A 21,558-nucleotide genomic window follows, 5' to 3' on the forward strand; every position below is an offset into this window, starting at 1 on the left:
CACCACCGCCCCCCCCGCACGCTCGAGGGGCTGGTCCCGCGGAGCGCGGGCGGGGGCGGGGGGGGGGTCGGGGTGGGGGCGGGGCGGGGGGGGGGGGTGGGGGGGGGGCCGGCGCCCCCCCCGGTGCTGGGCGAGGTGGCGGTGGTGGTGCGCCGCTGGCTGGACCTGGACGGCGACGTCGCCGCCGCCGAGGAGCACCTGCGCACCGACGCGCGCCTGGCGCCGCTGGTGGCGGCCCGCCCCGGGCTGCGGGTGCCCCGCTCCGTGTGCGGCGCGGAGACGGCCCTGCTGACGGTGCTGGGTCAGCAGGTCTCGCTCGCCGCGGCCCGCACGTTCGCGGGCCGGCTGGTGGCCGCGTTCGGGGACCCCGCGGCGGGTGGGCCGACCGCCTTCCCGGAGCCGGCGGTGCTGGCCGCCGCCGGGCCGGAGGCGCTGCGGGCGGCGACGGGGCTGACGGGGGCGCGCTCGCGCACCCTGCACGCGCTGGCGCGGCTGCTGGCCGGTGGGCTGGACCTGGACGCGGAGCGGGAGGCGGGCCGGGGCGAGGCGGCGCGGGCGCGGTTGCTGGCGGTGCCGGGCATCGGGCCGTGGACGGCGGACCTCGTGGCGCTGCGCGTGCTGGACGAGGACGACGCGTTCCTGCCGGGGGACCTCGTGCTGCGCCGGGCGCTGGGCGGCGTGCCGGCGGCGGCGGCCCTGGAGACGGCGGGGGCGTGGCGGCCGTGGCGCGGGTACGCGCTGCTGCACCTGTGGACGGCGCAGGTCTTCACCGATCCCGGTGGGTCACGGTGAGTGGGGGGATCGGTACGGTGCGGAGCGTGCCAGCAGCGCAGGGGACCGTGGTCGTGACCGGTGGCAGCCGGGGCATCGGCGCCGCCGTCGTGCAGGCGCTCGCCGCGCGGGGGGTGCCGACCTGCTTCAGCTACGCCACGCGCCGCGAGGCGGCCGAGTTCGTCGTCGAGCAGGCCGCCGACCTCGGCACCCCCGTCAAGGCGGTGCGGGCCGACGTGTCCTCCGAGGCGGACGTGCGGCACCTGTTCGCCGAGGCCGAGCAGCTCGGTCCCGTCACCGGCCTGGTGAACAACGCGGGCGTCAACGCCCCCGCGGCGCGGGTCGTGGACATCGACGCCGCCCGCGTGCGCCGCCTGCTGGAGGTCAACGTGGTGGGCGCGTTCGTGTGCGCGCGCGAGGCCGTGACGCGCATGGCCCGGAACGGCGGCGGCACCGTCGTGAACGTCTCCTCCCGCGCCGCGGTGCTCGGCAGCGCCGGCGAGTACGTCGACTACGCCGCGTCCAAGGCCGCCGTGGACGCGCTGACCGTGGGCCTGGCCCGCGAGGTCGCCGAGCAGGGCATCCGCGTGGTCGGGGTGCGCCCAGGGCTGATCCGCACCGGCATCCACGCCTCCGCCGGCGACCCGGGCCGGGTGGAGCGGTTGCAGCGCAGCGTGCCGATGGGGCGCGGCGGGGAGGCCTCCGAGGTCGCCGAGGCCGTGGTGTGGCTGCTGTCGGACGCCGCCTCGTACGTCACCGGCACGACGCTGGACGTCAGCGGCGGTCGCTAGGGCGCAGCCTCTCGAGCCGCGGGCGTCAGGGCGCAGCCCCGCGGCCAGGGCGCTCACCCCCCGACCCGTTCGGCGCAGCGCGGGGTTGGTCCGTCCGGGGTGCCGGGTTGGTCCGTGCGGGTGCTGAGCGGTCGCTGAGCGCCCCGTCCGCGCCGGCGCCGCGCGATGCTCCGGCGACGGAGCAGACCCCTTGACCCGGACGAGGCATGAGCGACCAGCACCCCCCGATCGACCTGCGCAAGGACGGGGACCAGAACCCCCACCGGCGCAGCACCACCCCCCACCCGGCCGGGTACGGCACCACCTCCGCCGGCCCCGCCAACGCGCTGGCCGTCGTGGCGCTGTGCCTCGGCCTCGCCGCCTTCCTGCTGAACTGGCTGCCCTTCCTGGGGTTGCTCCTCGGTGCCGCGGGGGTGGCGGTGTCCGTCGTCGCGCTGCGCCGCGCCGGGCGGCTGGGCCGGAAGGGGATGTCCATCGCCGCGGTCGTCCTGTCCGGTGTCGGGACGCTGGGCGCTCTCGTCTCCACCGCCGTCTGGGTGGCCGTGGGGCCGCAGGTCACGGACGCCTTCCGGGACGGGTTCCGGGACGGGTTCAACAGCACCGCGCCCTCTCGCGCCCAGCCCGTCACCCCTGGCGACGACGCCGGCGCAGCGTCGGGCAGCAGCAGCGGGGCGGTGGTCCTGGTGGTGGGCGAGGACATCCAGCCCGGGGTCCACACCGCCCCCCCGGGTGAGTACGGCCTGTGCTCCTGGTCCCGCCTGTCCGCCGCCCCCGCGGACCCCGCCTTCCCCGACAGCGACCTCGAACTCTCCAGCGCCGCCGCCATCGACGGCCCCGCCGTGGTGGAGGTGCTGGCCACCGACTACGGGCTGCGCTCCAGCGGGTGCGGGGACTGGTCCCCGGTGGACACCACGAAGACCTCCCCGGTGCAGTCCATCGGCCCGGGGCAGCACCTCGTCGGGGTGGAGGTGGAACCGGGTCTGTGGCAGGCCACCGGCCCCACCGGGGAGTGCGCCTGGATGACCAGCTCCACCACCACCCAGGAGGACGAGTACACCGGCATCCAGACCGGTGTGGCCGCCGCGGTGGTCGACCTCCAGCCCACGGACGAGGTGTTCTCCACCTACGGCTGCGGGGAGTGGACCAAGGTCCCGCAACCCCTCACGATGCAGCCCGCCCCCGCCGACGGGGTGGTCCTGACCGGGGACAACCTGGTGGGGCGCACCATCGCCCCCGGCACCTACGTGAGCACGGCCTCCGAGGGGGACATCGGCTGCTACTGGCAGAAGTTCTCGGACGCCCGGATGCAGGACCACACCGTCAACGGGTTGCACAAGGGGCAACACGTGGTCGAGGTCGAGGCGACGGACGTCGTCTTCGCGAGTTCCGAGGACTGCGGCGGCTGGGTGCCGGCCGACACCACCCCGGACCTCGAGAACACCATCGGGGACGGGGACTGGTTGGTGGGCATCGACATCGCCCCCGGCACCTACACCTCCAACGGCGACGCCCCCTCCGACGGGTCGTGCCGGGGGGAGGCGTTCAGCGACGCCACCCACCGGTACGAGTCCGTGACCGGCCAGGGGCACGACATGGAGTCCTTCACCGTCGAGCCCGGCGACCACCTGATGACGCTGGACGGCTGCGGGACCTACACCAGGACCGCCTGAGCGCCGTCCACGACCTGCGGCGGGCGGGCTGGGGAACTCCCGGTCAGCCCGGCCCGCGCAGCAGCTCCGGACGCGCCAGCACGACGTCCCGGAACGCCGCCGCCGCCCGCGGCAGCTCCTCGTCGCGCCACACCAGCCCCACGGTGCGCGACGTGGACGGCCCGGCCAGGGGCCGCTCGACGACGCCGGGGCGCGGGCTGCCGGGCGCGGGCAGCAGCGCCACGCCCAGCCCGGCGGCGACCAGGCCGCGCACGGTGTCGGCGTCCTGCCCCTCGAAGGCGACCCGCGGCACCACGCCCGCCTCGGCGAACATCGCGTCGGCGGTCTCGCGCAGCCCGTAGCCGTGCTCGAACAGCACGAACTCCTCGCCGGCGACGTCGCCGAGCGCCAACCGGTCGCGCCCGGCCAGCGGGTGCTCGGCGGGCAGGGCCAGCACGAGGGGCTGCTCCAGCAGCGCGCGGGTGCGCCAGCCCGGCCCGGTGGGCAGCGGGGAGGTCAGCGCGAGGTCGACGTCCCCGGCGGCCAGCTGCGCCAGCAGCGACCCGGCGGCTCCCTGGGTGAGCTGGAAGCGGGCGGCGGGGTGCTGCTCGTGGAAGGCCCGCACCAGCGCCGGCACGGCCGCCGCGCCCAGGGTGTGCAGGAAGCCCAGCGCGACGCGGCCGGTGTCGGGGGAGTCGTCGGCGCGCACGGCGCGCACCGCGCGCTCCACCTCGCCCAGCGCGCGGTGCGCCGCCTCGGCGAGCACCCGCCCGGCGGCGGTCAGCCGCACCCCGCGCCCGTGCGGCACCAGCAGCGGCACGCCCACGGCGCGCTGCGCGCGGGCCAGGGCCCGGCTGACGGTGGGCTGGCCCAGCCGCAGCTCCTGCGCCGCACGGGTGACGTGCCCGTGCTCGGCGACCGTCGCCAGCACCCGCAGCGGGCCCGTCAGCGCCTGCACCGCCTCCTCGACGTCCTCCACCCCACCATGGTGCATGATTTGGCCGGTTCCCATGCATTGGACGCATGGGAGGGCGGTTCCTACCGTCGTCCGGGTGAGCGTGGACAGCGACCCGGCGACCCTCCCGGGCACGGGGCACGAACCCGGCAGCCCCGGGCACCGCCGCGTCGTGGTGGCCCTGTTCGCCGCCGGTGTCGCCACCTTCGCCCAGCTGTACTCCGTGCAGGCGGTGCTGCCGGCGCTGGCGGGCGGGCTGCGGGTGAGCGCCGCGCACGCCGCGCTGTCGGTGTCGGTGGCCACCGGCGCGCTGGCGCTGTCCGTCGTGGGCTGGAGCAGCCTGGCCGACCGCGCCGGGCGGGTGCCGGTCATGGTCGCCTCCGTCGTGACCGCCACCGCGCTGGGCCTGGCGGTGCCGTGGTCGTCCGGGCTGGGCGCCCTGCTGGTCCTGCGCGCGCTGCAGGGGGCGGCCCTGGGCGGGCTGCCGGCGGTGGCGATGGCGTACCTCGCCGAGGAGCTCGCCGCCGGACAGGTGGCCCGCGCCGCCGCCGCCTACGTCGCCGGCACCTCCCTGGGAGGGCTGTCCGGGCGGGTGGCCTCGGCCCTGGTGGCCGACCTGGCCGGGTGGCGCTGGGGCGTGCTCGCCGTCGCCGTCCTCGGCGCGCTGGCCACCGCCGTGTTCTGCGCGGTGGTGCCCGCGGCGCGCGGTTTCGCACCGCGCCGGCGCACCGCCGCGGGCCCGGGGCTGGTGCGGCGGTTGCGCGCGGCGCTCGCCGACCCCGGCCTGCTCGTGCTGTACGCGCAGGGCCTGCTGCTCATGGGCGGTTTCGTGACCGTCTACAACTACCTCGGCTTCCGCCTGCTGGCGCCGCCGTTCTCGCTGTCGCAGACCGTCGTGGGCCTGCTGTTCGTCGTCTACCTGGCGGGCACCGCCTCCTCCGCGCTGGCCGGTCGCCTGACCGCGCACGGGCGGCTGCCGGTGCTGCTGGGCGCCACCGGCGTGTTCGCCGCCGGCTGCCTGCTGACGCTGGCGGACTCCCTGGTGCCGGTCGCCGCCGGCCTGGTGCTGCTGACGGCGGGGTTCTTCGCCGCGCACGCCGTGGCCAGCGGGTGGGTGGGGGCCCGCGCCGGTGCGGGGGTGCGGGCGCAGGCCTCGGCGCTCTACACGTTCGGCTACTACGCCGGTTCCAGCCTGCTCGGCTGGCTGGGCGGTCTGGTCCTGGGCACCGGCGGGTGGACGGGCGTGGTGGTGGGCGTCGTGGTCCTGGCCGCCGCGGCCGCGACGGCGGCCGCCCTCGTCCTGCGCGGGGAGCGCGCGGCGGGCAGCATGGGCGCGTGAGCGAGCACGAGGTGCGGCGGCTGCGGGACCTCGTGGCGGGCGGTGGCGTCGCGGTCCTGGCCGGCGCGGGGATGTCGACCGACTCCGGCATCCCCGACTACCGCGGCCCCAACGGCTCGCTGCGGCGGCACACCCCCATGACGTACCAGGAGTTCACCTCCTCCGCCGAGGGGCGGCGGCGCTACTGGGGCCGCAGCCACGTCGGCTGGGAGCACTTCCGCCGCGCGCGGCCCAACGCCGGGCACCGGGCCGTGGCCGCCCTGGAGGCGGCCGGCCTGGTCGAGGGCACCATCACGCAGAACGTCGACGGCCTGGACCTGGCCGCCGGCAGCCGGAACGTCGTGGAGATCCACGGCAACCTGGACCGCGTGGTGTGCCTGCGGTGCTCCGAGGTCACCGGCCGCGCGGAGCTCGCGGTGCGGCTGCGCGAGGCCAACCCGGGTTTCGACGAGCGCGTGCACGAGTTCCGCGCGCTGAACCCCGACGGCGACGCCGACCTCACCGACGAGCAGCTGGAGGGTTTCCGCACCGTCCCGTGCCGGCGCTGCGGCGCGGACGCCCTCAAGGCCGACGTGGTGTTCTTCGGCGAGACGGTGCCGCGCGATCGGGTCGAGGCCTCCTTCGCCCTGGTGGACTCCGCCCGCGCCCTGCTGGTGCTGGGTTCCTCCCTGAAGGTCATGTCGGGTTACCGGTTCGTGCTGCACGCCGCGAAGCGCGGCACCCCGGTGGCGATCGTGAACTCCGGCCCCACCCGCGGCGACGCCAGGGCGGACGTGCGCGTGGACGCCCCCCTCGGCGAGGTGCTGCCGGCGCTGGCCGCCGAGCTGACTCCCGTGCGCTGAGGGCGGGGCCCGTGCGCTGGTACGCGGACCTGCCCGCGGTGCGCGCCCGGCAGGTGATCGCCGACGCGCTGTGGCTGGTGTGCGTCGCGGCTTCGGTGCTGCTCGGCCGCGCCGTGGCCGGGGCCGTGGCCGCGCTGGCGGACCCGGCGCGCGGTTTCACCACCGGCGCGCGGGACCTCTCGCGCCAGCTCGACGGCGCGGGGGAGAACGCCGCCGACGTGCCGCTCGTGGGGGACGAGCTGACCGGGCCCCTGCGGCGCGCCGCCGACGGCGCCGCCTCGCTGGCCGCCGCGGGGCAGGAGCAGGTGGACGCCGTGACGCAGCTGGCCGCGGTGCTCGGCACGGCGACCGCGGCGGTGCCCATCGTGCTGGTCACCCTGCTGCACCTGGTGCCCAGGCTGCGCTGGCGCCGCCGCGCCGGCGAGGCCCGGCGGCTGGCGGCCACCGCGGGCGGTGAGCGGCTGCTGGCCCTGCGCGCCCTGCACACCCGCTCGTCCGCCGAGCTGCTGGACGCGCACCCGGACCCGGCGGGCGCCTGGGCGCGCGAGGACCCCGCCGCGCTGCGGGCCCTGGCGGACCTGCAGCTGCGCGCGGTGGGCCTGCGCCCCCGCGACGCCCCCCGCTGACCGGCCGCTGCCCACACCCTCGGCGACTCCCTCCCACCCGCGGTGATCCCGCACGATTGAACTCTCAACCGTGCGGGATCACCGCGGGTGGGGCGGGGGTCACAGCCGCTCGCGGCGCCTGCCGATCGCCTCCAGCACCGTCTTGCGCCCCTTGCCGAGGTCCCGCTCGTCCTTCTCGGCGCGGTCCAGCGCGTCGGCGTCGTCCATGCCCCGCACCCGCTGCGCCGCCTCGGCGGCGGTGAGGTCGATCAGCTCGGCGGCCGCGCGGGCGTGCTTCGCCGCGTCGGTGTTCACCACGTGCTGCTCCCGCCCGCCGCGCTTGCGCTCGTCGGTGGCCCGCCTCTCCTCCTCGCTGAGCAGTTCCCACGCGGCGTCCGGCAGGTAGCGCTTCGTGTCGTCGCCGGTGCGGGCGTCGGCGGAGCCGTCGGCGGTGCGCCAGTCCTGCTCCGTCCACTCCTGCAGGTGCTGCTGCGACTCGCTGCGCTCGCCGGGGTGGCGGTACCCGCCGCCGTGCGCCTCGTACTCGCGCTTGAGCAGCTGGCTCTTGCGCGCGCTCCACCGCCCGGCGTCCCCGCCCTTGTCGCCGGCCTTGATCTCCTCCTTGAGCCGCTCGCGCAGCTCGGGTTCGGTGTAGTCCTCGCCGTAGTCCTCCGCCGACTTCCCGCTCATGCCCGTCAGGTACCCGGTGCGGGGCCCGCCGACGCGCTCACCCCATCGTCTTCTGCCCGTCCAGCGCCTCGCGCAGCACGTCGGCGTGCCCGGCGTGCTGGGCCGTCTCGGCGATCAGGTGCAGCAGCACGCGCCGCGCCGACCAGCGCGCACCCGGCTCGAACCACGGCGCCGGCGGCAGCTCCCGGTCCGCGTCCAGGTCGGGCAGGGCCCGCACGACCTCCTCGGTGCGGCGCGCCACCGCGTCGTAGCGCTCCAGGACGTCGGCCAGGCGCTCGCCGGGGGACAGCCTGAACCCGTCCGCCCAGGAGTCCCCGTCGTCGCCGGCGACGGCGCGCGGGCCCTCGGTGATGAACGCGGTCCAGCTCGCCTCCATCAGCGCGACGTGCTTGACCAGCCCGCCCAGGCACAGCTCGCTGACGGTGGTGCGGCGAGCGGCCTGCTCGTCGGTCAGGCCCTGGACGGTGAACCGCAGGAACCCGCGGTGCAGCGCCAGGGTGCTCAGCAGGTCCTCGACCTCGCGGGTCGGGGCGGTGGTGGGGGTGTTCGTCGTCGTGGTCATGCCTCCACACTCGCGGGAGAAGGTGCCAGTTCCTGACCGCTTCCCCGACGAGTTCCCGGAGGCCCGGTGTCCACCAGCGCGCGCACCCTGCAACTGCTGTCCCTGCTGCAGTCGCACCGCCTCGTCGCCGGCGCGGAGCTGGCGGCCCGGCTGGAGGTGTCGCTGCGCACGCTGCGCCGCGACGTGGACCGCCTGCGCGAGCTGGGCTACCCCGTGCAGGCGCACCGCGGTGGCGCGGGCGGGTACCGGCTGCTGCCGGGGGCGAGCCTGCCGCCGCTGGTCCTGGACGACGACGAGGCCGTCGCCCTCGTGGTGGGCCTGCAGGCGGCTGCGGACAGCGCCGTGGCCGGCACCGCGGAGGCGTCGGTGCGGGCGCTGGCGAAGGTCACCGCCGTGCTGCCGGCCCGGTTGCGCCGCCGCGCCGACGCGCTGGGGGAGGCGACCGTGCCGGCGCGCTGGGGCGAGGCGGTCGCGGGCGTGGACCCGGGCGTCCTCACGGCACTGGCACAGGCGTGCCGGGCCCGCGAGCGCGTGGCGTTCGAGCACACCGGGGCGTCCGGGGAGCCGGTGCAGCGCTGCGCCGACCCGCACCGGCTCGTGCGCACGGACCCGCACTGGTACCTGCTGGCGCACGACGTGGACCGCTGCGACTGGCGGGTCTTCCGCCTGGACCGGGTGCGCGACGTGCGGACCACCGGGCGCGCGTTCGCCCCGCGCGAGGTCCCCGGCGGGGACGCGGCGGAGTTCGTGCGCCGCCGCTTCAGCAGCGCCTCGCCCCACCACGAGGTGCGCGCCCTCGTCGACGCCCCGGCCGCCGCGGTCCGCCGCGCCGTCGGGCGGTGGGGGCGCGTCGAGGAGGCCGGCCCGGACCGCTGCGAGCTGCGGGTGGCGACGGGGTCGCTGGACTGGGCGGCGTTCGCGCTGCTGCGCACCGGGGCGCCCTTCGAGGTCCTGGACCCCCCGGAGCTGCGCGAGCACCTCGCGGCCTGGGGTGCCCGGCTTCCCGGCGGGTCCGCACCCGCCGGGCGCTAGCCTCGGGGCGTGACGAGCGCGACGGCCGCCAGCGGGTCCCCGACCACCACCTACGTCGTGGTCGACGGGGAGAACATCGACGCCACCCTGGGGGCGTCGATCCTCGAGGGGCGCCCCGCCCCCGAGCAGCGCCCCCGCTGGGAGCGCCTGCTGGACTTCGCCCGCACCACCCACCAGCAGCCCGCGAAGGGCCTGTTCTTCCTCAACGCCTCCTCCGGGTACCTGCCGATGTCGTTCGTGCAGGCCCTGCTGGCGCTGGGCTACCAGCCGATCCCGCTGTCCGGCGGCCCGGGCGAGAAGGTCGTCGACATCGGCATCCAGCGCACCCTGGAGGCGCTGGCCGGCCGCGAGGGCGACGTCCTCCTGGCCAGCCACGACGGCGACTTCCTGCCGCAGGTCGACGCGCTGCTGGACGGCACCCGTCGCGTGGGCCTGTTCGCGTTCCGCGAGTTCGTCAACAACCAGTACGCCGCCCTGTCCGAGCGCGGGCTGAAGGTCTACGACCTCGAGGACGACGTCCGCGCCTTCAACGTCGTCCTGCCGCGGGTGCGGATCATCTCCCTGGCCGACTTCGACCCGCTGCGCTACCTCTGAAACCCGCCCGCTTGCCGTTCCGGCACGAACGCTCGACCCCGCGGCCACCCCGGGGCGAACGTTCCCGGCGGAGGTGGTCCGAGTGGACGAGAACGTGGTGCAGCAGGGAGTCCGGGACGGTCTGGACGTGGTGGTGGTCGGCGGCGGTCCCGCCGGCCTGAGCGGTGCGGTGGCGCTGGCGCGCTCGCGCCGGCGGGTGGTCGTGGTGGACGCGGGCGAACCGCGCAACGCGCCCGCGCAGGGGGCGCACAACTACCTCAGCCGCGACGGCGTCGCGCCGCGCGAGCTGCTGGCGATCGGCCGGCGTGAGCTCGCCGGCTACGGCGGCGAGGTCCTCGACGGCGAGGTCGTCACCGCGCGCCGGCTGGACGAGGGTGGCACCGAGCGCTTCGAGGTGGTCCTCGCCGACGGCCGCGTCCTGCGCTCGCGGGCGCTGCTGGTGACCACCGGTGTCACCGACGAGCTGCCGGACGTGCCGGGCCTGCGCGAGCGGTGGGGCCGCGACGTCCTGCACTGCCCGTACTGCCACGGCTGGGAGGTGCGCGAGCAGCCGATCGCCGTGCTGGCGACCAGCCCGGTGTCCTTCCACCAGGTGCTGCTGTGGCGCCAGCTCAGCGACGACGTCACCGTCGTCCTGCACGGCGTCGAGCCGTCCGAGGAGCAGTGGGAGCGGTTCGCCGCACGCGGGATCGCCGTCGTCGAGGGGCCGGCCACCGGTGTGCGGGTGGAGGGCGGTGCGCTCACCGGTGTCCGCCTGGCCGACGGCCACGTCGTGCCCGCCCGGGCGCTCGCCGTGGCCTCCCGCCCCCTCGTGCGCGAGGGGTTCCTCACCGGACTGGGCCTGGCGCCGGTGCCGGTGGAGGCGATGGGGGCCGTGATCGGCACCGCCCTGCCGGCCGGGCCCGCCGGGGCCACGGACGTGCCCGGCCTGCGCGTCGCGGGCAACGTCGCCGACCCGACGGCCCAGGTCGGCTCCTCCGCCGCGGCGGGCACGATGGCCGGTGCGGCCCTGAACGCCGAGCTCGCCGCCGAGGACGCGGACCGTGCTGTCGCCGCCCGCCGCGCCCGCGCCACCGCGGGTCCCGCCGAGGTGTTCGCACCGCGCTCCGAGGCGCGGGTGGGTGCGCTCGTGCGCGGTGCGCGGGCCCACGGGCTCTGAGCGCTCTTCCCCCGTGTCGCCGGCGGCGCCTACGGTCGGGGCGTGCGGTGGTGCATCGGGCGAGAGGGCCGAGCCGGCACGCCGGCGACGCCGCTCCGGGGTTCCCCCGGGGACAGCACGACGACCACGGCAGGGCGCCGCAGGGACCTCGCTGCGCTGCGCGCAGCAGCGTCCCCGCACGACGGGACGGGTCGCCCGGCACCACCGCACACCCCACGGCCCGCGATCTCGCGTCCCGGCACCCGGCGGGCGGGCCGCCGGTGAGCGGCGCGGTCGCCGCGGCGCTGGCGGCGGCCTTCCTCGACGCCCCGTGGGAAGCCGCTGCCCTGGCCGCCGCCGGCCGGCGGGCCCTGGACCTGCGCCGCGCCGCGTGGCTGCAGCGCCTGGCCGCCGACGTCGTCGCCGCGCACCCCCGCCCCCCGCACGACGCGCCCCGCGCGCTGACCGCCCACCTGGCGGCGCACCCGGAGCTGACCGCCGCGCTCGCGGCCGCGCACCGTCGCGGCCGCCCGCTGCGGGTGCACCACCTGGCGGCCGTGCCGGCGCGGATGGGCCCGGTCCGCTGGCCCGTGCCGCCCCTGCACGGCGCCGCCGACCTCGCCGCGCTGCTGGGGATCGCGCCGGGGGAGCTGGAGTGGTTCGCGGACGTGCGCGGCTGGCAGCGCCGCGCGCACGGCACTGCCCTGCACCACTACCGGGCGGCGTGGGTCGCCAAGCGCGGTGCGCCGCGGCTGCTGGAGGCGCCCAAGCCGCGCCTGCGGGCGCTGCAGCGGACCCTGCTGCGCGAGGTCCTGGACGCGGTGCCCGCCCCGGCGGTGGCGCACGGGTTCGTGCCGGGCCGCTCGGCGGTCACCGGCGCACGCGAGCACTGCGGCGCCGACGTCGTCGTGCGCGTGGACCTGTCGGCGTTCTTCGCCTCGGTGGACGCCCCCCGCGTCTACCGCGCGTTCCGCTCGCTGGGGTACCCGGAGGCGGTGGCGCACCTGCTGACCGGGCTGACCACGCACGCCACCCCGCTGCGCGACCTGCGCCGGATGCCGCCGGGCGGGGACGGCCAGGAGCGCTTCGCGCTGCGGCAGGCGCTGTCCACGGCCCACCTGCCGCAGGGGGCGCCGACCTCCCCGGCGCTGGCGAACCTGTGCACGCGCTCGCTGGACCGCCGCCTGGCCGGCCTGGCGGACGCGCTCGGCGCCCGCGTGACCCGCTACGCCGACGACGTCACCTTCAGCGGCGGCCCGGGCCTGGCGGCCGGCGCCGACCGGCTGGTGCGGTGCGTGGGCGCGCTCGCGGCGGACGAGGGGTTCGCGCTGAACCCGGCCAAGACGACGGTGCGCGGGCGCGGACAGCGCCAGCTCGTCACCGGAGTCGTCGTCAACGAGCGGCCGAACCCGGTGCGCGGGGAGTTCGACCGGCTCAAGGCGGTGCTGCACCGCTGCGCGGTCCACGGACCGGCGTCGGTGGACGCGCCCGGCGGGGCGGACCTGCGCGCGCACCTGGCCGGTCGCGTCGGCTGGGTGGAGGCGGTCAGCCCCGCGAAGGGGCGCCGGCTGCGGGCGTCGTTCGACGCGATCGCGTGGTGACGCCGAGGCGGCCGGTGCGGTGCGCCCAGCGCTCGAACACGATCGTGAAGAGCGGGGGGATCGAGGCGGCCAGCGCCAGAGCGACCGTGCCGAGCCGCCACTTCATCGTCCGCGCCGCCCAGACGGCGGAGAGCAGGTAGACGACGAAGGCGGCACCGTGGATCGGGCCGGCGATCGGCACCCCGCCCTCGTGGGGGGTCTCCGTCTCGACGACGTACTTGAGGAACATGGCGACCAGGAGCAGCGTCCACGAGACCGCCTCGACGAACGCGATGACGCGGAACCAGCGGGCGGCGGCGGGCACGGGGTCCTCCAGGGGCTCGGACGTGGGCTGCTCCAAGTCTGACGCCCCGTAGGAGACGCCGGTGCCGCCCCCGGGCGTGGCATCGGTCACGCCCCGCCCCGCCCCACCCACCCAGCCGCCCACTCGGTGATCGAGGAAGTTGCGACTTCCTCGATCACCGAGGGGACTGGACCGGGGTGCGGTCCACCGGGGGCCTGCCTAGCCTGCGGGCGTGACGGACGCGCCCCTGACCCCCGACAGCACCACGCCCGCCGCCCGGGCCCGCATCGGCCTGTGGGGCGGAGCCCCGTGGGCCGACCCCGCCCGGCGCGAGGAGGCCCGCGAGGCCGCCCGCGAGGTCGAGGCGTTCGGGTACTCCCGCATCTGGCTCTCGGGCGGTTTCGGCCCCGGCCTGCACCCGGTGTTCGGCGAGCTGCTGGACGCCACCGAGGAGATCGGCGTGGCCAGCGGGATCGTCAGCGTGTACGCCGCCACCCCCGAGCAGACGGGGGAGGGGTTCGCCGAGCTGGAACGCCGCCACCCCGGCCGGTTCCTGCTGGGCCTGGGCAACAGCCACGCCGCGATCGTGGAGCGCTCCGGCGAGGACTACTCCAAGCCCTACTCGCGCACGGTCGAGCACCTCGACGCCCTGGACGCGTCCGGTGCGGTGCCGCGCGAACGGCGCGCGCTGGCCGCGCTGGGTCCGCGGATGCTGCGCCTGGCCGGCGAGCGCTCCCTGGGCGCGCACCCGTACTTCACGACCCCCGCGCACACCACGTACGCGCGCGAGGTCCTCGGCGCCGGGGTGCTGCTGGCGCCCGAGGTCGCGGTCGTCCTCGAGGAGGACCCGGACGCGGCGCGCGCGATCGCCCGCCGCTACGCCACCGGGTACCTGGCGCTGCCGAACTACACGAACAACCTGCGCCGCTTCGGCTACGGCGACGAGGACTTCGCCGACGGCGGCAGCGACCGCCTGATCGACGAGCTGATCCCGTGGGGTGGCACCGCGACGGTGGTGGCGGGCATCGCCCGGCACGTGGACGCGGGCGCGGACGAGGTCGCCGTGCAGGTGCTCACCGCCTCCGGCGACGACTTCCCCCTGCCGCAGTGGCGGGAGCTGGCGCAGGCGCTCATCGGCTGACCGGCCTGGCCGCCACCCGCGCTCAGTCGTGGGTGGCGGTCTCGTGGCCGCCGTGCCCGGCGGGTTCCAGCTGGAACGTCGCGTGCTCGACGGCCACGGGGAAGTGCTCGGCGACGCAGGCCTGCAGCTGGTCCAGGATCTCCGGGGCGTGCCCGTCGTGGAAGCAGGTGTCGTCGAGCACGACGTGCGCGGACAGCACCGGCAGCCCGGAGGTGATCTGACTGGCGTGCAGGTCGTGCACCGCCTGCACGTGCGGCAGTTCCAGCAGGTGCCGGCGCACGTCGTCCAGGTCCAGGCCGGGGGGCGCGGACTCCAGCAGCACACCGGTGGTCTCGCGCAGCAGCTTCAGCGTGCGCGGCACGATGAGCACGCCGATGAGGATGGAGACCACCGCGTCGGCGCGCGTCCACCCGGTGAGGGCGACGACCGCGGCGGCGACGAGGACGGCCACCGAGCCCAGGGCGTCGTTGACGACCTCCAGGACGGCCGCGCGCACGTTGACGTTCCCGGCGCTGCTGCCGCGCAGCAGCAGGGCCAGCGCGGCGAGGTTGCCCAGCAGGCCGAGCGCGCCGAAGACGAGCATCGCGCCGGAGGACAGCTGCGGCGGCTCCACCAGCCGCCGCACGCCCTCGATCAGGACGTACGCACCGACCGCGAGCAGGGCCGCGGCCTGCAGCGTCGCCGCCAGGACCTCGGCGCGCCGGTAGCCCCACGTCCGCCGCGGCGTGGCGGGGCGGGCGGCCAGGCTCGCGGCGATGAGGGCGATGACGAGGCCGGCGACGTCGGTGAGGACGTGCCCGGCGTCGGCGAGCAGGGCCAGGCTGCCGGACACCCAGGCGCCGACGGCCCCGGTCACCAGGACCGCGCTGGTGATGGCCAGGGCGCCGGCCAGCCGCCGGCGGTCCTCCCCGTGCCCGTGCCCGTGGCCGTGCCCGTGGCCGTGGCCGTGGCTGTGCGCCGGGCTCACGGCGCCACCCCGCCGGTGCCGCTGCACAGCGGGTCCTCGACGGCGAGCACGATGCCGACGAGGTCGTCGAGGGCGTGCCGCAGCCGGGCGTCGGCGAGCTCGTAGCGGACCCGGCGCCCCTCGGGCTCGGTGACGACCAGCCCGCAGCCGCGCAGGCACGCCAGGTGGTTGGACAGGCTCTGCCGGGACACCCCCAGGGCCTGCGCGAGCTCCGCCGGGTAACCGGGGCCCTCGCGCAGCGCCAGCAGCAGCCGCGCTCGCGTCGGGTCGGACAGCGCGTGGCCGAAGCGGGCCAGGACGTCACCGGGAGTGCTGGTCACCCTTCAGAAGGTACACGCTCCGATGTACAGATGGGGGGTGGCCACCTCCGTGCCCGCGCCGGCCCGGTGCTGCGCCCCGCTCAGCCCAGCCGGTCCGCCGACTCGTCCAGCTCCCGCGGGGACAGCGCGGGCCGACCCCCGAGCCGCTGCACCGTCGAACCGGCGGCGGCCGTGGCCCACCGGGCCGCCCGCTCGACCTCCTCCCCGCGCAGCAGCGCCACCGCCAGCGCCGCGGTGAAGGAGTCCCCGCCGCCGGTGGGGTCCACGACGTCCACGTCGGTCAGCGGTACCAGCTCCCCGCCGCCCTGCCAGGCGACCGCGTTGCCCGCCGCGCCCGCCTCCAGGACGACCAGCCTCGGTCCGCGCCCGACCAGTTCGTGCGCCGCCTCGAGCACCGCGTCCACCCCGTCCAGCGCACGGCCCAGCAGCAGCTCGGCCTCCCGCCCATCGGCGCGCAGCACGGTCGCGGTGGAGAGCACCTCCTCCCGCAGCCCCGGCTCCCGCACCGCCCCGTCGGCGACGACGAACCTGCCGGCGTCGCGGGCGATCCGCAGCGCCGCCGAGACCGCTTCGGCAGGTTGCTGCAGCTGCACGAGGACCGCGGCGGCGCGCCGCAGCAGGCTGGAGGCGGCCTGCACGTCGGCCGCGGTCAGCAGCACCTCGGTGGGCACGTGCTCCAGCAACCGGCGTTCCCCGCCGGCGACGACGTCGACGAGCAGCGCCGTGGCGGCTCCCTCGCGGCGGGTGACCGCCCGGACGTCGAGCCCGTCGCGGCGGGCCTGCGCCAGCACCTCCTCGCCGGCGGCGTCGTCACCGACGACGCCCACCACGGCGGCGCTCATGCCCAGCTGCGCGACGGCCACCGCCTGGTTGGCGCCCTTCCCGCCGAGCGACTCCCGGCGCTCGCGCACCGCGGTGGAGGCTCCCGCACCGGGCACCTCGTCCACGGCGAGCACGAGGTCGCGCGCCACCTGGCCCACGACGACCACGACGCCCTCGACGATCCCGGTGGTGGCACGCTGCGGGGTCACCGCCGCAGCGTCGCAGCGCCCGTCGCCGTCCGCACGCCGTGGTCGGCGCCACCCGCCCGGGCGAGCGGGGTCAGCCGGTGCCGTCCTCGCGCGGTGCCTGCCGGCACAGGCAGAACGGGTGACCGCTGGGGTCCGCGTACACGCGGAACCCGAGGTGGTCGCGGCCGGCGTCCAGCACGGTGGCGCCCAGCGCCAGGGCGCGCGCCTCCGGTTCGGCGTAGTCGTCGACGTCCAGGTCGAGGTGCAGCTGCTGGTGCACCCCGCCGGCCGGCCACGTGGGGCGCGGCATCCCCTCCGCCCGCTGGAACCCCAGCGCCGTGCCGCCGTCGCCGCGCACGGTGACCCAGTCGTCGGAGGTGTCGTCGGGGTCCAGCCGCCACCCCAGCAGCTCGGCGTAGAAGGCCGCCAGCGCGCGCGGTTCCGGTGTGTCGAGGACCACCATGCCCAGCCGCACGGGTGGGCGCCCGGCCGCGCCCGTCGGCACCGCGTCCCCGGGCACGCTCACTCCCCCTCGGCCAGCACGAAGGGGTGCACCTGCGCCGCGCCGGCGCGGCGCAGGTCACGGGCGGCGACGGTCAGCGTCCAGCCCGTGCGGGTGCGGTCGTCGACCAGCAGCACGGTGCGCCCCTCGAGGGCCGCGTCCGCCGGCAGCCGGAACCGGCCGGTGACCTGCGCCAGCCGGTGCGCGGAGTTCACGTCGCTGCGGGTGGGGCCGGCCTCCGGGTGCAGCTCGAACGTGGCGAGCAGGGGCAACCCCGTGTAGCGGGCCAGGCCCTCGGCCAGGTGCGCCACCAGGCGCGGCCGCGACGCCGAGCACATCGCCACGACCCCGTCCAGCCCCAGCTCGCGCGCCCAGTCGTCCAGGACGGCGGTCGCCGCACGGCGCAGCGGCACCGGGGTCTCCTGGTCCGGCGAGGAGGCGGCGAACAGCTCGCGCACCGCACCGCCCCACCCCAGGTCGGTGGTGCGCGCCACCGCCCGCCCCTCGCCGGGCCGCTCCGCGGGGGCGATCTTCCCCGACAGCGGCACGCCGAGGGCGGCCATGCCGCTGGGCCACTGCTTCTTGGGCTCCAGCGGCACACCGGGCCGGGTCAGGTCCGTCCCCGCCTGCCGGACGGCGGCCTCGTCGACGTCGCGGGGGACGTCGAACCCGCCGCAGTTGTCGCAGCGCCCGCACGGCGCGGCCTGCGGGTCGTCCAGGGCGCGGCGCAGGAACTCCAGCCGGCACCCGTCGGTGGCCTGGTAGTCGAGCATCGCCCGCTGCTCCACCTCGCGGGCCTGCGCGACGCGCTCGTAGCGCTCGGCGTCGTAGCTCCACGGCCGGCCGGTCGACTCCCAGCCCCCCCGCACGCGGCGCACGGCGCCGTCCACGTCGAGGACCTTGAGCATCATCTCCAGGCGGTTGCGGCGCAGCGCCACGCGCGCTTCCAGCGCCTGGGTGGACACGGTCCCGCCGGCCTCGGCGAGCGCGTCCAGCGCCCGGCGCACGTCCTCCTCACCCGGGAAGCCGATCGAGGCGAAGTACCGCCACACGTCGCGGTCCTCCGCACCGGGGAGCAGGACCACCTCGGCGCTGTCGATGCCGCGCCCGGCGCGGCCGACCTGCTGGTAGTAGGCGATGGGCGAGGACGGGGCTCCCAGGTGCACGACGAAGCCCAGATCGGGCTTGTCGAAGCCCATGCCCAGCGCGCTGGTGGCCACGAGGACCTTGATCCGGTCGTGCACGAGGTCGTCCTCGGCCTGCAGCCGCTCCGCCGGGTCGGTCTGCCCGGTGTAGGCGACCGCCTCCACGCCGTGGGCGCGCAGGTGGGCGGCGACGTCGGCGGCCGCGGAGACGGTGAGCACGTAGACGATGCCCGAGCCGGGCAGCTGCGGCAGGTGCTGCACCAGCCACGCCAGGCGGTGCGCGTGGTCGGGCAGGCGCAGCACCGCCAGCCGCAGCGACTCCCGGTCCAGCGACCCGCGCAGGACGAGGACGTCCTCCAGCGTGCGGGTGCCCGTCACCGACAGCTGCTCGGCGACGTCGGCGGTGACGCGCTCGTTGGCGGTGGCCGTGGTCGCCAGGACGGGGATCCCGGCGGGCAGGTCCGCCAGCAGCGTGCGGATGCGCCGGTAGTCGGGCCGGAAGTCGTGGCCCCAGTCCGAGACGCAGTGCGCCTCGTCCACGACGAGCAGCCCGGTGGTGGCGGCCAGCGGCGGCAGCACCTCGTCGCGGAAGCCGGGGTTGTTCAGCCGCTCGGGGGAGACCAGCAGGACGTCGACGGCACCGGCGCGCACGTCCTCGTAGACGCGGCCCCACTCCTCGCCGTTGGTGGAGTTCACCGTGACCGCCCGCACGCCGGCCCGCTCGGCGGCGGCGATCTGGTTGCGCATCAGGGCGAGGAGCGGGGAGACGATCACGGTCGGTCCCGCCCCGCGGGCCCGCAGCAGCGCGGTCGCCACGAAGTACACCGCCGACTTGCCCCAGCCGGTGCGCTGCACCACCAGCGCCCGGCGGCGGTCGGCGACGAGCGCCTCGATCGCCGTCCACTGGTCCTCGCGCAGCTGCGCGGCGGGGTCGCCGACGAGGCGGCGCAGGACCTCCTCCGCCTCCGCGCGCAGCGCGCCCGCGGGTGCGGCGGTGTCGGGGACGGCGTGGGACGCGGCTGGGGCTGGCACGGGCAGGATGCTGCCAGCCCCCTCCGACACGCGGCGGCGGCGAGGGCCGGGCGGGACCTGCGCCACGCGCCGCCGGGGAGCCTGAGAGGCTGTGGACATGCGCGTCGACCACGTCGGCTACGCCGCCGGTCCCGAAGGCCTGCAGGGGACCGCCCGGCGCCTGGCCTCCCTGCTCGGCGTGCGCGTCGTCGACGGCGGTCCGCACCCGCGCTTCGGCACCCGCAACGCGGTCCTGCCGCTGTCGGAGGGCGTCTACGTCGAGGTGGTCGAGGTCCTGGACCACCCGGTCGCCGAGAAGGCCGTCTTCGGCCAGGCCGTGCGCAGCCGCTCCGAGGCCGGCGGGGGGTGGTTCACCTGGGCCGTCACCGTGGAGGACCTCGCGGCCCACGAGCGGCGCCTGGGGGAGGCGGCGGAGGAGGGCGTGCGGCGCCGGCCCGACGGGGTGGAGCTGCGCTGGCGCCAGATCGGCGCCCCCGGCCTGCGCGAGGACCCCCAGCTGCCGCTGCTCATCGAGTGGGACGGGCCGCGCACGCAGCACCCCTCCGCGATCGCCCTGGCGGGCGGGACGCGCCTGGCGGGTTTGACGATCGCCGGGGACCCCTCCCGCGTGCGCAGCTGGATGGGGCTGCCCAGCGGCTTCGTCCCCGAGGAGGTCGGCTTCACCTGGCTCGACGCGGACTCCGAGGGCCAGCCCGGGCTGCGCGCGGTGACGTTCGAGACGTCCCGCGGCGTCGTGCAGGTCTGAGCCGCGGTGCTCGACTCGCTGTCCGGCTGGGCGCCGTCCCTGACGGCCTCCGCCGTCGCGCTGCTCGTCGTGGACCTGGTCGTCCGGCTCACCGCGATCGCCGTCGTGCCGGTCAACCGGCGGCCCAGCTCGGCGCTCGCGTGGCTCCTGGCGATCTTCTTCATCCCCTACCTGGGCGTCCTCGCCTTCCTCCTGATCGGCAACCCGAAGCTGCCCCGGGCGCGGCGGCGCAAGCAGCGCGAGATCAACCAGCTCATCCTGGACTCCACGAGCGGCATGGACCTCGTCCGTGCGGAGCACCCGTGGCCACCGTGGCTGGCGGGCATCGTCGAGCTGAACCGCAACCTGGGTTCCATGCCGCTGGTCGGTGGCAACAGCGCCGAGCTGTTCGGGCAGTACGAGGAGGCCATCCGCGCGATGGCCCGTTCCATCGACACCGCCACCCGCTCCGTGCACGTCGAGTTCTACATCATGACCCTGGACCCGACGAGCGCCCCGTTCTTCGAGGCCCTGCGCCGGGCAGCGCGGCGGGGCGTGCGCGTGCGCGTGCTCCTCGACCACCTCGGCGCCATCCGCTACCCCGGCTACCGCCGCACCACGCGCTTCCTGGAGGACGCGGGCATCGAGTGGCACCCGATGCTGCCGGTGCAGCTGCACAAGCTGAAGTACCAGCGGCCGGACCTGCGCAACCACCGCAAGCTCCTGGTCGTGGACGGCGACGTGGCGTGGGTGGGGTCGCAGAACGTCCTGGACCGCAGCTACAACAAGCGGGGCAACATCCGCAGGGGCCTGCAGTGGCAGGACCTCATGGTGCGCTTGGAGGGACCGGTCGTCTCCGGCGTCGACGCGATCTTCACCACGGACTGGTACTCGGAGACCGACGAGCTGCTGGAGACGGAGCGGCCCGTCGTCTCCCCGGACAAGTCGCCCGGCACGCTGGAGTGCCAGGTGGTCCCCAGCGGTCCCGGCTTCGAGGGGGAGAACAACCTCAAGCTCTTCAACGCGCTGCTCTACTCGGCGCAGCGCCGCATCTCCATCACGAGCCCCTACTTCGTGCCCGACGAGTCGATGCTCAACGCGATCACCACCGCCGCCGAGCGTGGGGTGGACGTGGAGCTCTTCGTCTCCGAGCACGGGGACCAGGCCCTCGTGCACTACGCCGAGTGCTCCTACTACGAGGACCTGCTGCGCGCCGGTGTGCGCATCCACCGGTACCCGGCGCCGTACGTCCTGCACGCGAAGCACATGACCGTCGACGAGGAGGTGGCGGTGATCGGCTCCTCCAACATGGACATGCGCTCCTTCCTGCTCGACCTGGAGCTGACGCTCATGGTGTGCGGGCGGGCCTTCGTCGCGGACCTGCGCCGCGTCGAGGACGGCTACCGGGAGCGCTGCACGGAGCTGACGCTGGAGCAGTGGATGGCCCGCGGCCGGCGGCACGTGATCAAGGAGAACCTGGCCCGGCTGACATCGGCCCTGCAGTGATCAGCGGGCGCGTCCGGTCGGCCTGGCGGGGATTTGACCTGCTGGAGGGGCGTGGTTAACGTAGTGGACACACCGCGCAGCGGGGAGCAACGGACGGGCAACCGGCCGGTTTCCGCTGGTGAGTGTCTCCTCCTCTAGAAGATCTTGTTCCGGGTGCTTCAGTGTCCCCGGCACGTGGTCGATGTAGGAGGAGTTGCCTGTCCTGGTGGGCGGTGGGTTTAGGGCCACTGCTGCTGGGGTAGGGTGGTGACACCGACAAGCGCAGTGACTGGGCCGCTTCCGTAGGGGGTGGCTGGTTCTGGTGCGTCCGGTTCTTGAGAACTCAACAGTGTGCCAAGTGTTGATGCCAAATCAATCAA

At 76.5% G+C, this 21,558-nt stretch carries 22 protein-coding genes; 13 read left to right on the top strand and 9 right to left on the bottom strand.

Annotated elements, in window-relative coordinates; all coding sequences use genetic code 11:
* The first annotated feature begins 135 nt into the window (after nt 1-135).
* The 3 genes from ACRYR9_RS15660 to ACRYR9_RS15670 all read left to right on the top strand — a co-directional run bounded on the left by ACRYR9_RS15660 (nt 136) and on the right by ACRYR9_RS15670 (nt 3,232).
* Nucleotides 136-792, top strand: a complete 657-nt coding sequence (locus ACRYR9_RS15660) for a DNA-3-methyladenine glycosylase family protein (protein WP_432540200.1) — start codon at nt 136-138, stop codon at nt 790-792.
* Nucleotides 793-818: 26 nt separating this feature from the next.
* Nucleotides 819-1,562 carry an SDR family oxidoreductase gene (locus tag ACRYR9_RS15665; RefSeq protein ID WP_432492452.1) on the top strand — a complete coding sequence of 248 codons (744 nt, stop codon included), beginning with the start codon at nt 819-821 and terminating at the stop codon, nt 1,560-1,562.
* A gap of 206 nt (nt 1,563-1,768) precedes the next feature.
* Nucleotides 1,769-3,232, top strand: coding sequence for a hypothetical protein (locus ACRYR9_RS15670; RefSeq protein ID WP_432492454.1), 1,464 nt, complete (start codon nt 1,769-1,771; stop codon nt 3,230-3,232).
* A gap of 43 nt (nt 3,233-3,275) precedes the next feature.
* Here ACRYR9_RS15670 and ACRYR9_RS15675 read toward each other — a convergent pair whose 3' ends face one another.
* The gene (locus tag ACRYR9_RS15675; protein ID WP_432492456.1) at nt 3,276-4,190 is read right to left on the bottom strand and encodes a LysR family transcriptional regulator; all 915 of its coding nucleotides are present in this window, start codon (nt 4,188-4,190) and stop codon (nt 3,276-3,278) included.
* Between the two features lie 73 nt (nt 4,191-4,263).
* On the opposite strand from ACRYR9_RS15675, the gene ACRYR9_RS15680 reads away from it, so the two are divergent.
* From ACRYR9_RS15680 to ACRYR9_RS15690, 3 genes are read left to right on the top strand one after another with little or no spacing between them, the layout of a single operon-like run.
* Nucleotides 4,264-5,505, top strand: coding sequence for an MFS transporter (locus ACRYR9_RS15680; RefSeq protein ID WP_432492458.1), 1,242 nt, complete (start codon nt 4,264-4,266; stop codon nt 5,503-5,505).
* Entirely contained in the window at nt 5,502-6,347 is an 846-nt protein-coding gene (locus ACRYR9_RS15685) for an NAD-dependent protein deacetylase (RefSeq protein WP_432492460.1), read from the top strand. The genes ACRYR9_RS15680 and ACRYR9_RS15685 overlap by 4 nt, the downstream gene beginning before the upstream one ends.
* A gap of 11 nt (nt 6,348-6,358) precedes the next feature.
* Nucleotides 6,359-6,973 (top strand): hypothetical protein, encoded by a 615-nt coding sequence (locus ACRYR9_RS15690; protein ID WP_432492462.1) that lies wholly within the window; start codon nt 6,359-6,361, stop codon nt 6,971-6,973.
* A 99-nt stretch (nt 6,974-7,072) separates the two neighbouring features.
* Here ACRYR9_RS15690 and ACRYR9_RS15695 read toward each other — a convergent pair whose 3' ends face one another.
* Both ACRYR9_RS15695 and ACRYR9_RS15700 read right to left on the bottom strand, forming a co-directional pair.
* On the bottom strand, nt 7,073-7,642 hold the full coding sequence (locus ACRYR9_RS15695) for a hypothetical protein (RefSeq protein WP_432492464.1): 570 nt from the start codon (nt 7,640-7,642) through the stop codon (nt 7,073-7,075).
* Between the two features lie 37 nt (nt 7,643-7,679).
* A complete protein-coding gene (locus tag ACRYR9_RS15700) occupies nt 7,680-8,204 on the bottom strand; it encodes a DinB family protein (RefSeq protein WP_432492466.1) in 525 nt (174 codons plus the stop codon).
* A 66-nt stretch (nt 8,205-8,270) separates the two neighbouring features.
* On the opposite strand from ACRYR9_RS15700, the gene ACRYR9_RS15705 reads away from it, so the two are divergent.
* From ACRYR9_RS15705 to ACRYR9_RS15720, 4 genes are all read left to right on the top strand, one after another.
* Nucleotides 8,271-9,236 (top strand): helix-turn-helix transcriptional regulator, encoded by a 966-nt coding sequence (locus ACRYR9_RS15705; RefSeq protein ID WP_432492468.1) that lies wholly within the window; start codon nt 8,271-8,273, stop codon nt 9,234-9,236.
* A 9-nt stretch (nt 9,237-9,245) separates the two neighbouring features.
* Entirely contained in the window at nt 9,246-9,830 is a 585-nt protein-coding gene (locus ACRYR9_RS15710; protein WP_432492470.1) for an NYN domain-containing protein, read from the top strand.
* A gap of 97 nt (nt 9,831-9,927) precedes the next feature.
* The gene (locus ACRYR9_RS15715; RefSeq protein ID WP_432492500.1) at nt 9,928-10,989 is read left to right on the top strand and encodes an NAD(P)/FAD-dependent oxidoreductase; all 1,062 of its coding nucleotides are present in this window, start codon (nt 9,928-9,930) and stop codon (nt 10,987-10,989) included.
* Nucleotides 10,990-11,249: 260 nt separating this feature from the next.
* Nucleotides 11,250-12,569, top strand: a complete 1,320-nt coding sequence (locus tag ACRYR9_RS15720; protein ID WP_432492472.1) for a reverse transcriptase family protein — start codon at nt 11,250-11,252, stop codon at nt 12,567-12,569.
* Here ACRYR9_RS15720 and ACRYR9_RS15725 read toward each other — a convergent pair.
* Entirely contained in the window at nt 12,514-12,963 is a 450-nt protein-coding gene (locus tag ACRYR9_RS15725) for a DUF3817 domain-containing protein (RefSeq protein WP_432492474.1), read from the bottom strand. The two genes, ACRYR9_RS15720 and ACRYR9_RS15725, sit on opposite strands and share 56 nt — an antisense overlap.
* A 121-nt stretch (nt 12,964-13,084) precedes the next feature.
* Here ACRYR9_RS15725 and ACRYR9_RS15730 point away from each other — a divergent pair, with 121 nt between their 5' ends.
* A complete protein-coding gene (locus tag ACRYR9_RS15730; RefSeq protein ID WP_432492476.1) occupies nt 13,085-13,993 on the top strand; it encodes a TIGR03620 family F420-dependent LLM class oxidoreductase in 909 nt (302 codons plus the stop codon).
* 22 nt (nt 13,994-14,015) lie between these two features.
* Here ACRYR9_RS15730 and ACRYR9_RS15735 read toward each other — a convergent pair whose 3' ends face one another.
* The 5 genes from ACRYR9_RS15735 to ACRYR9_RS15755 all read right to left on the bottom strand — a co-directional run bounded on the left by ACRYR9_RS15735 (nt 14,016) and on the right by ACRYR9_RS15755 (nt 18,969).
* Nucleotides 14,016-14,960: a cation diffusion facilitator family transporter gene (locus ACRYR9_RS15735; RefSeq protein ID WP_432492478.1), complete on the bottom strand. Its 945-nt coding sequence runs from the start codon at nt 14,958-14,960 to the stop codon at nt 14,016-14,018.
* A complete protein-coding gene (locus ACRYR9_RS15740; RefSeq protein WP_432492480.1) occupies nt 14,957-15,280 on the bottom strand; it encodes an ArsR/SmtB family transcription factor in 324 nt (107 codons plus the stop codon). The genes ACRYR9_RS15735 and ACRYR9_RS15740 overlap by 4 nt, the downstream gene beginning before the upstream one ends.
* Nucleotides 15,281-15,360: 80 nt before the next feature.
* Nucleotides 15,361-16,311: a PfkB family carbohydrate kinase gene (locus ACRYR9_RS15745; protein WP_432492482.1), complete on the bottom strand. Its 951-nt coding sequence runs from the start codon at nt 16,309-16,311 to the stop codon at nt 15,361-15,363.
* 70 nt (nt 16,312-16,381) lie between these two features.
* A complete protein-coding gene (locus ACRYR9_RS15750; RefSeq protein ID WP_432492502.1) occupies nt 16,382-16,753 on the bottom strand; it encodes a VOC family protein in 372 nt (123 codons plus the stop codon).
* 59 nt (nt 16,754-16,812) lie between these two features.
* Entirely contained in the window at nt 16,813-18,969 is a 2,157-nt protein-coding gene (locus ACRYR9_RS15755; RefSeq protein WP_432492484.1) for a RecQ family ATP-dependent DNA helicase, read from the bottom strand.
* Between the two features lie 97 nt (nt 18,970-19,066).
* Between ACRYR9_RS15755 and ACRYR9_RS15760 the strand changes: the two genes are divergently transcribed.
* Together ACRYR9_RS15760 and cls are read left to right on the top strand one after the other, a co-directional pair.
* Nucleotides 19,067-19,714, top strand: coding sequence for a VOC family protein (locus ACRYR9_RS15760; RefSeq protein WP_432492486.1), 648 nt, complete (start codon nt 19,067-19,069; stop codon nt 19,712-19,714).
* Nucleotides 19,715-19,720: 6 nt separating this feature from the next.
* Nucleotides 19,721-21,199 (top strand): cardiolipin synthase, encoded by a 1,479-nt coding sequence (gene cls, locus ACRYR9_RS15765; protein WP_432492488.1) that lies wholly within the window; start codon nt 19,721-19,723, stop codon nt 21,197-21,199.
* The last annotated feature ends 359 nt before the right edge of the window (nt 21,200-21,558 follow it).

It is taken from the genome of Kineococcus auxinigenes (assembly GCF_050871525.1).
GTDB lineage: Bacteria > Actinomycetota > Actinomycetes > Actinomycetales > Kineococcaceae > Kineococcus.

Bases quoted from the DNA above. Each gene is read 5' to 3' on its own strand.
- ACRYR9_RS15670 (WP_432492454.1), top strand. From the start codon at position 1,769: ATGAGCGACCAGCACCCCCCGATCGACCTGCGCAAGGACGGGGACCAG.
- ACRYR9_RS15695 (WP_432492464.1), bottom strand. From the start codon at position 7,642: ATGAGCGGGAAGTCGGCGGAGGACTACGGCGAGGACTACACCGAACCC.
- ACRYR9_RS15700 (WP_432492466.1), bottom strand. From the start codon at position 8,204: ATGACCACGACGACGAACACCCCCACCACCGCCCCGACCCGCGAGGTC.
- ACRYR9_RS15750 (WP_432492502.1), bottom strand. From the start codon at position 16,753: ATGGTGGTCCTCGACACACCGGAACCGCGCGCGCTGGCGGCCTTCTAC.
- ACRYR9_RS15760 (WP_432492486.1), top strand. From the start codon at position 19,067: ATGCGCGTCGACCACGTCGGCTACGCCGCCGGTCCCGAAGGCCTGCAG.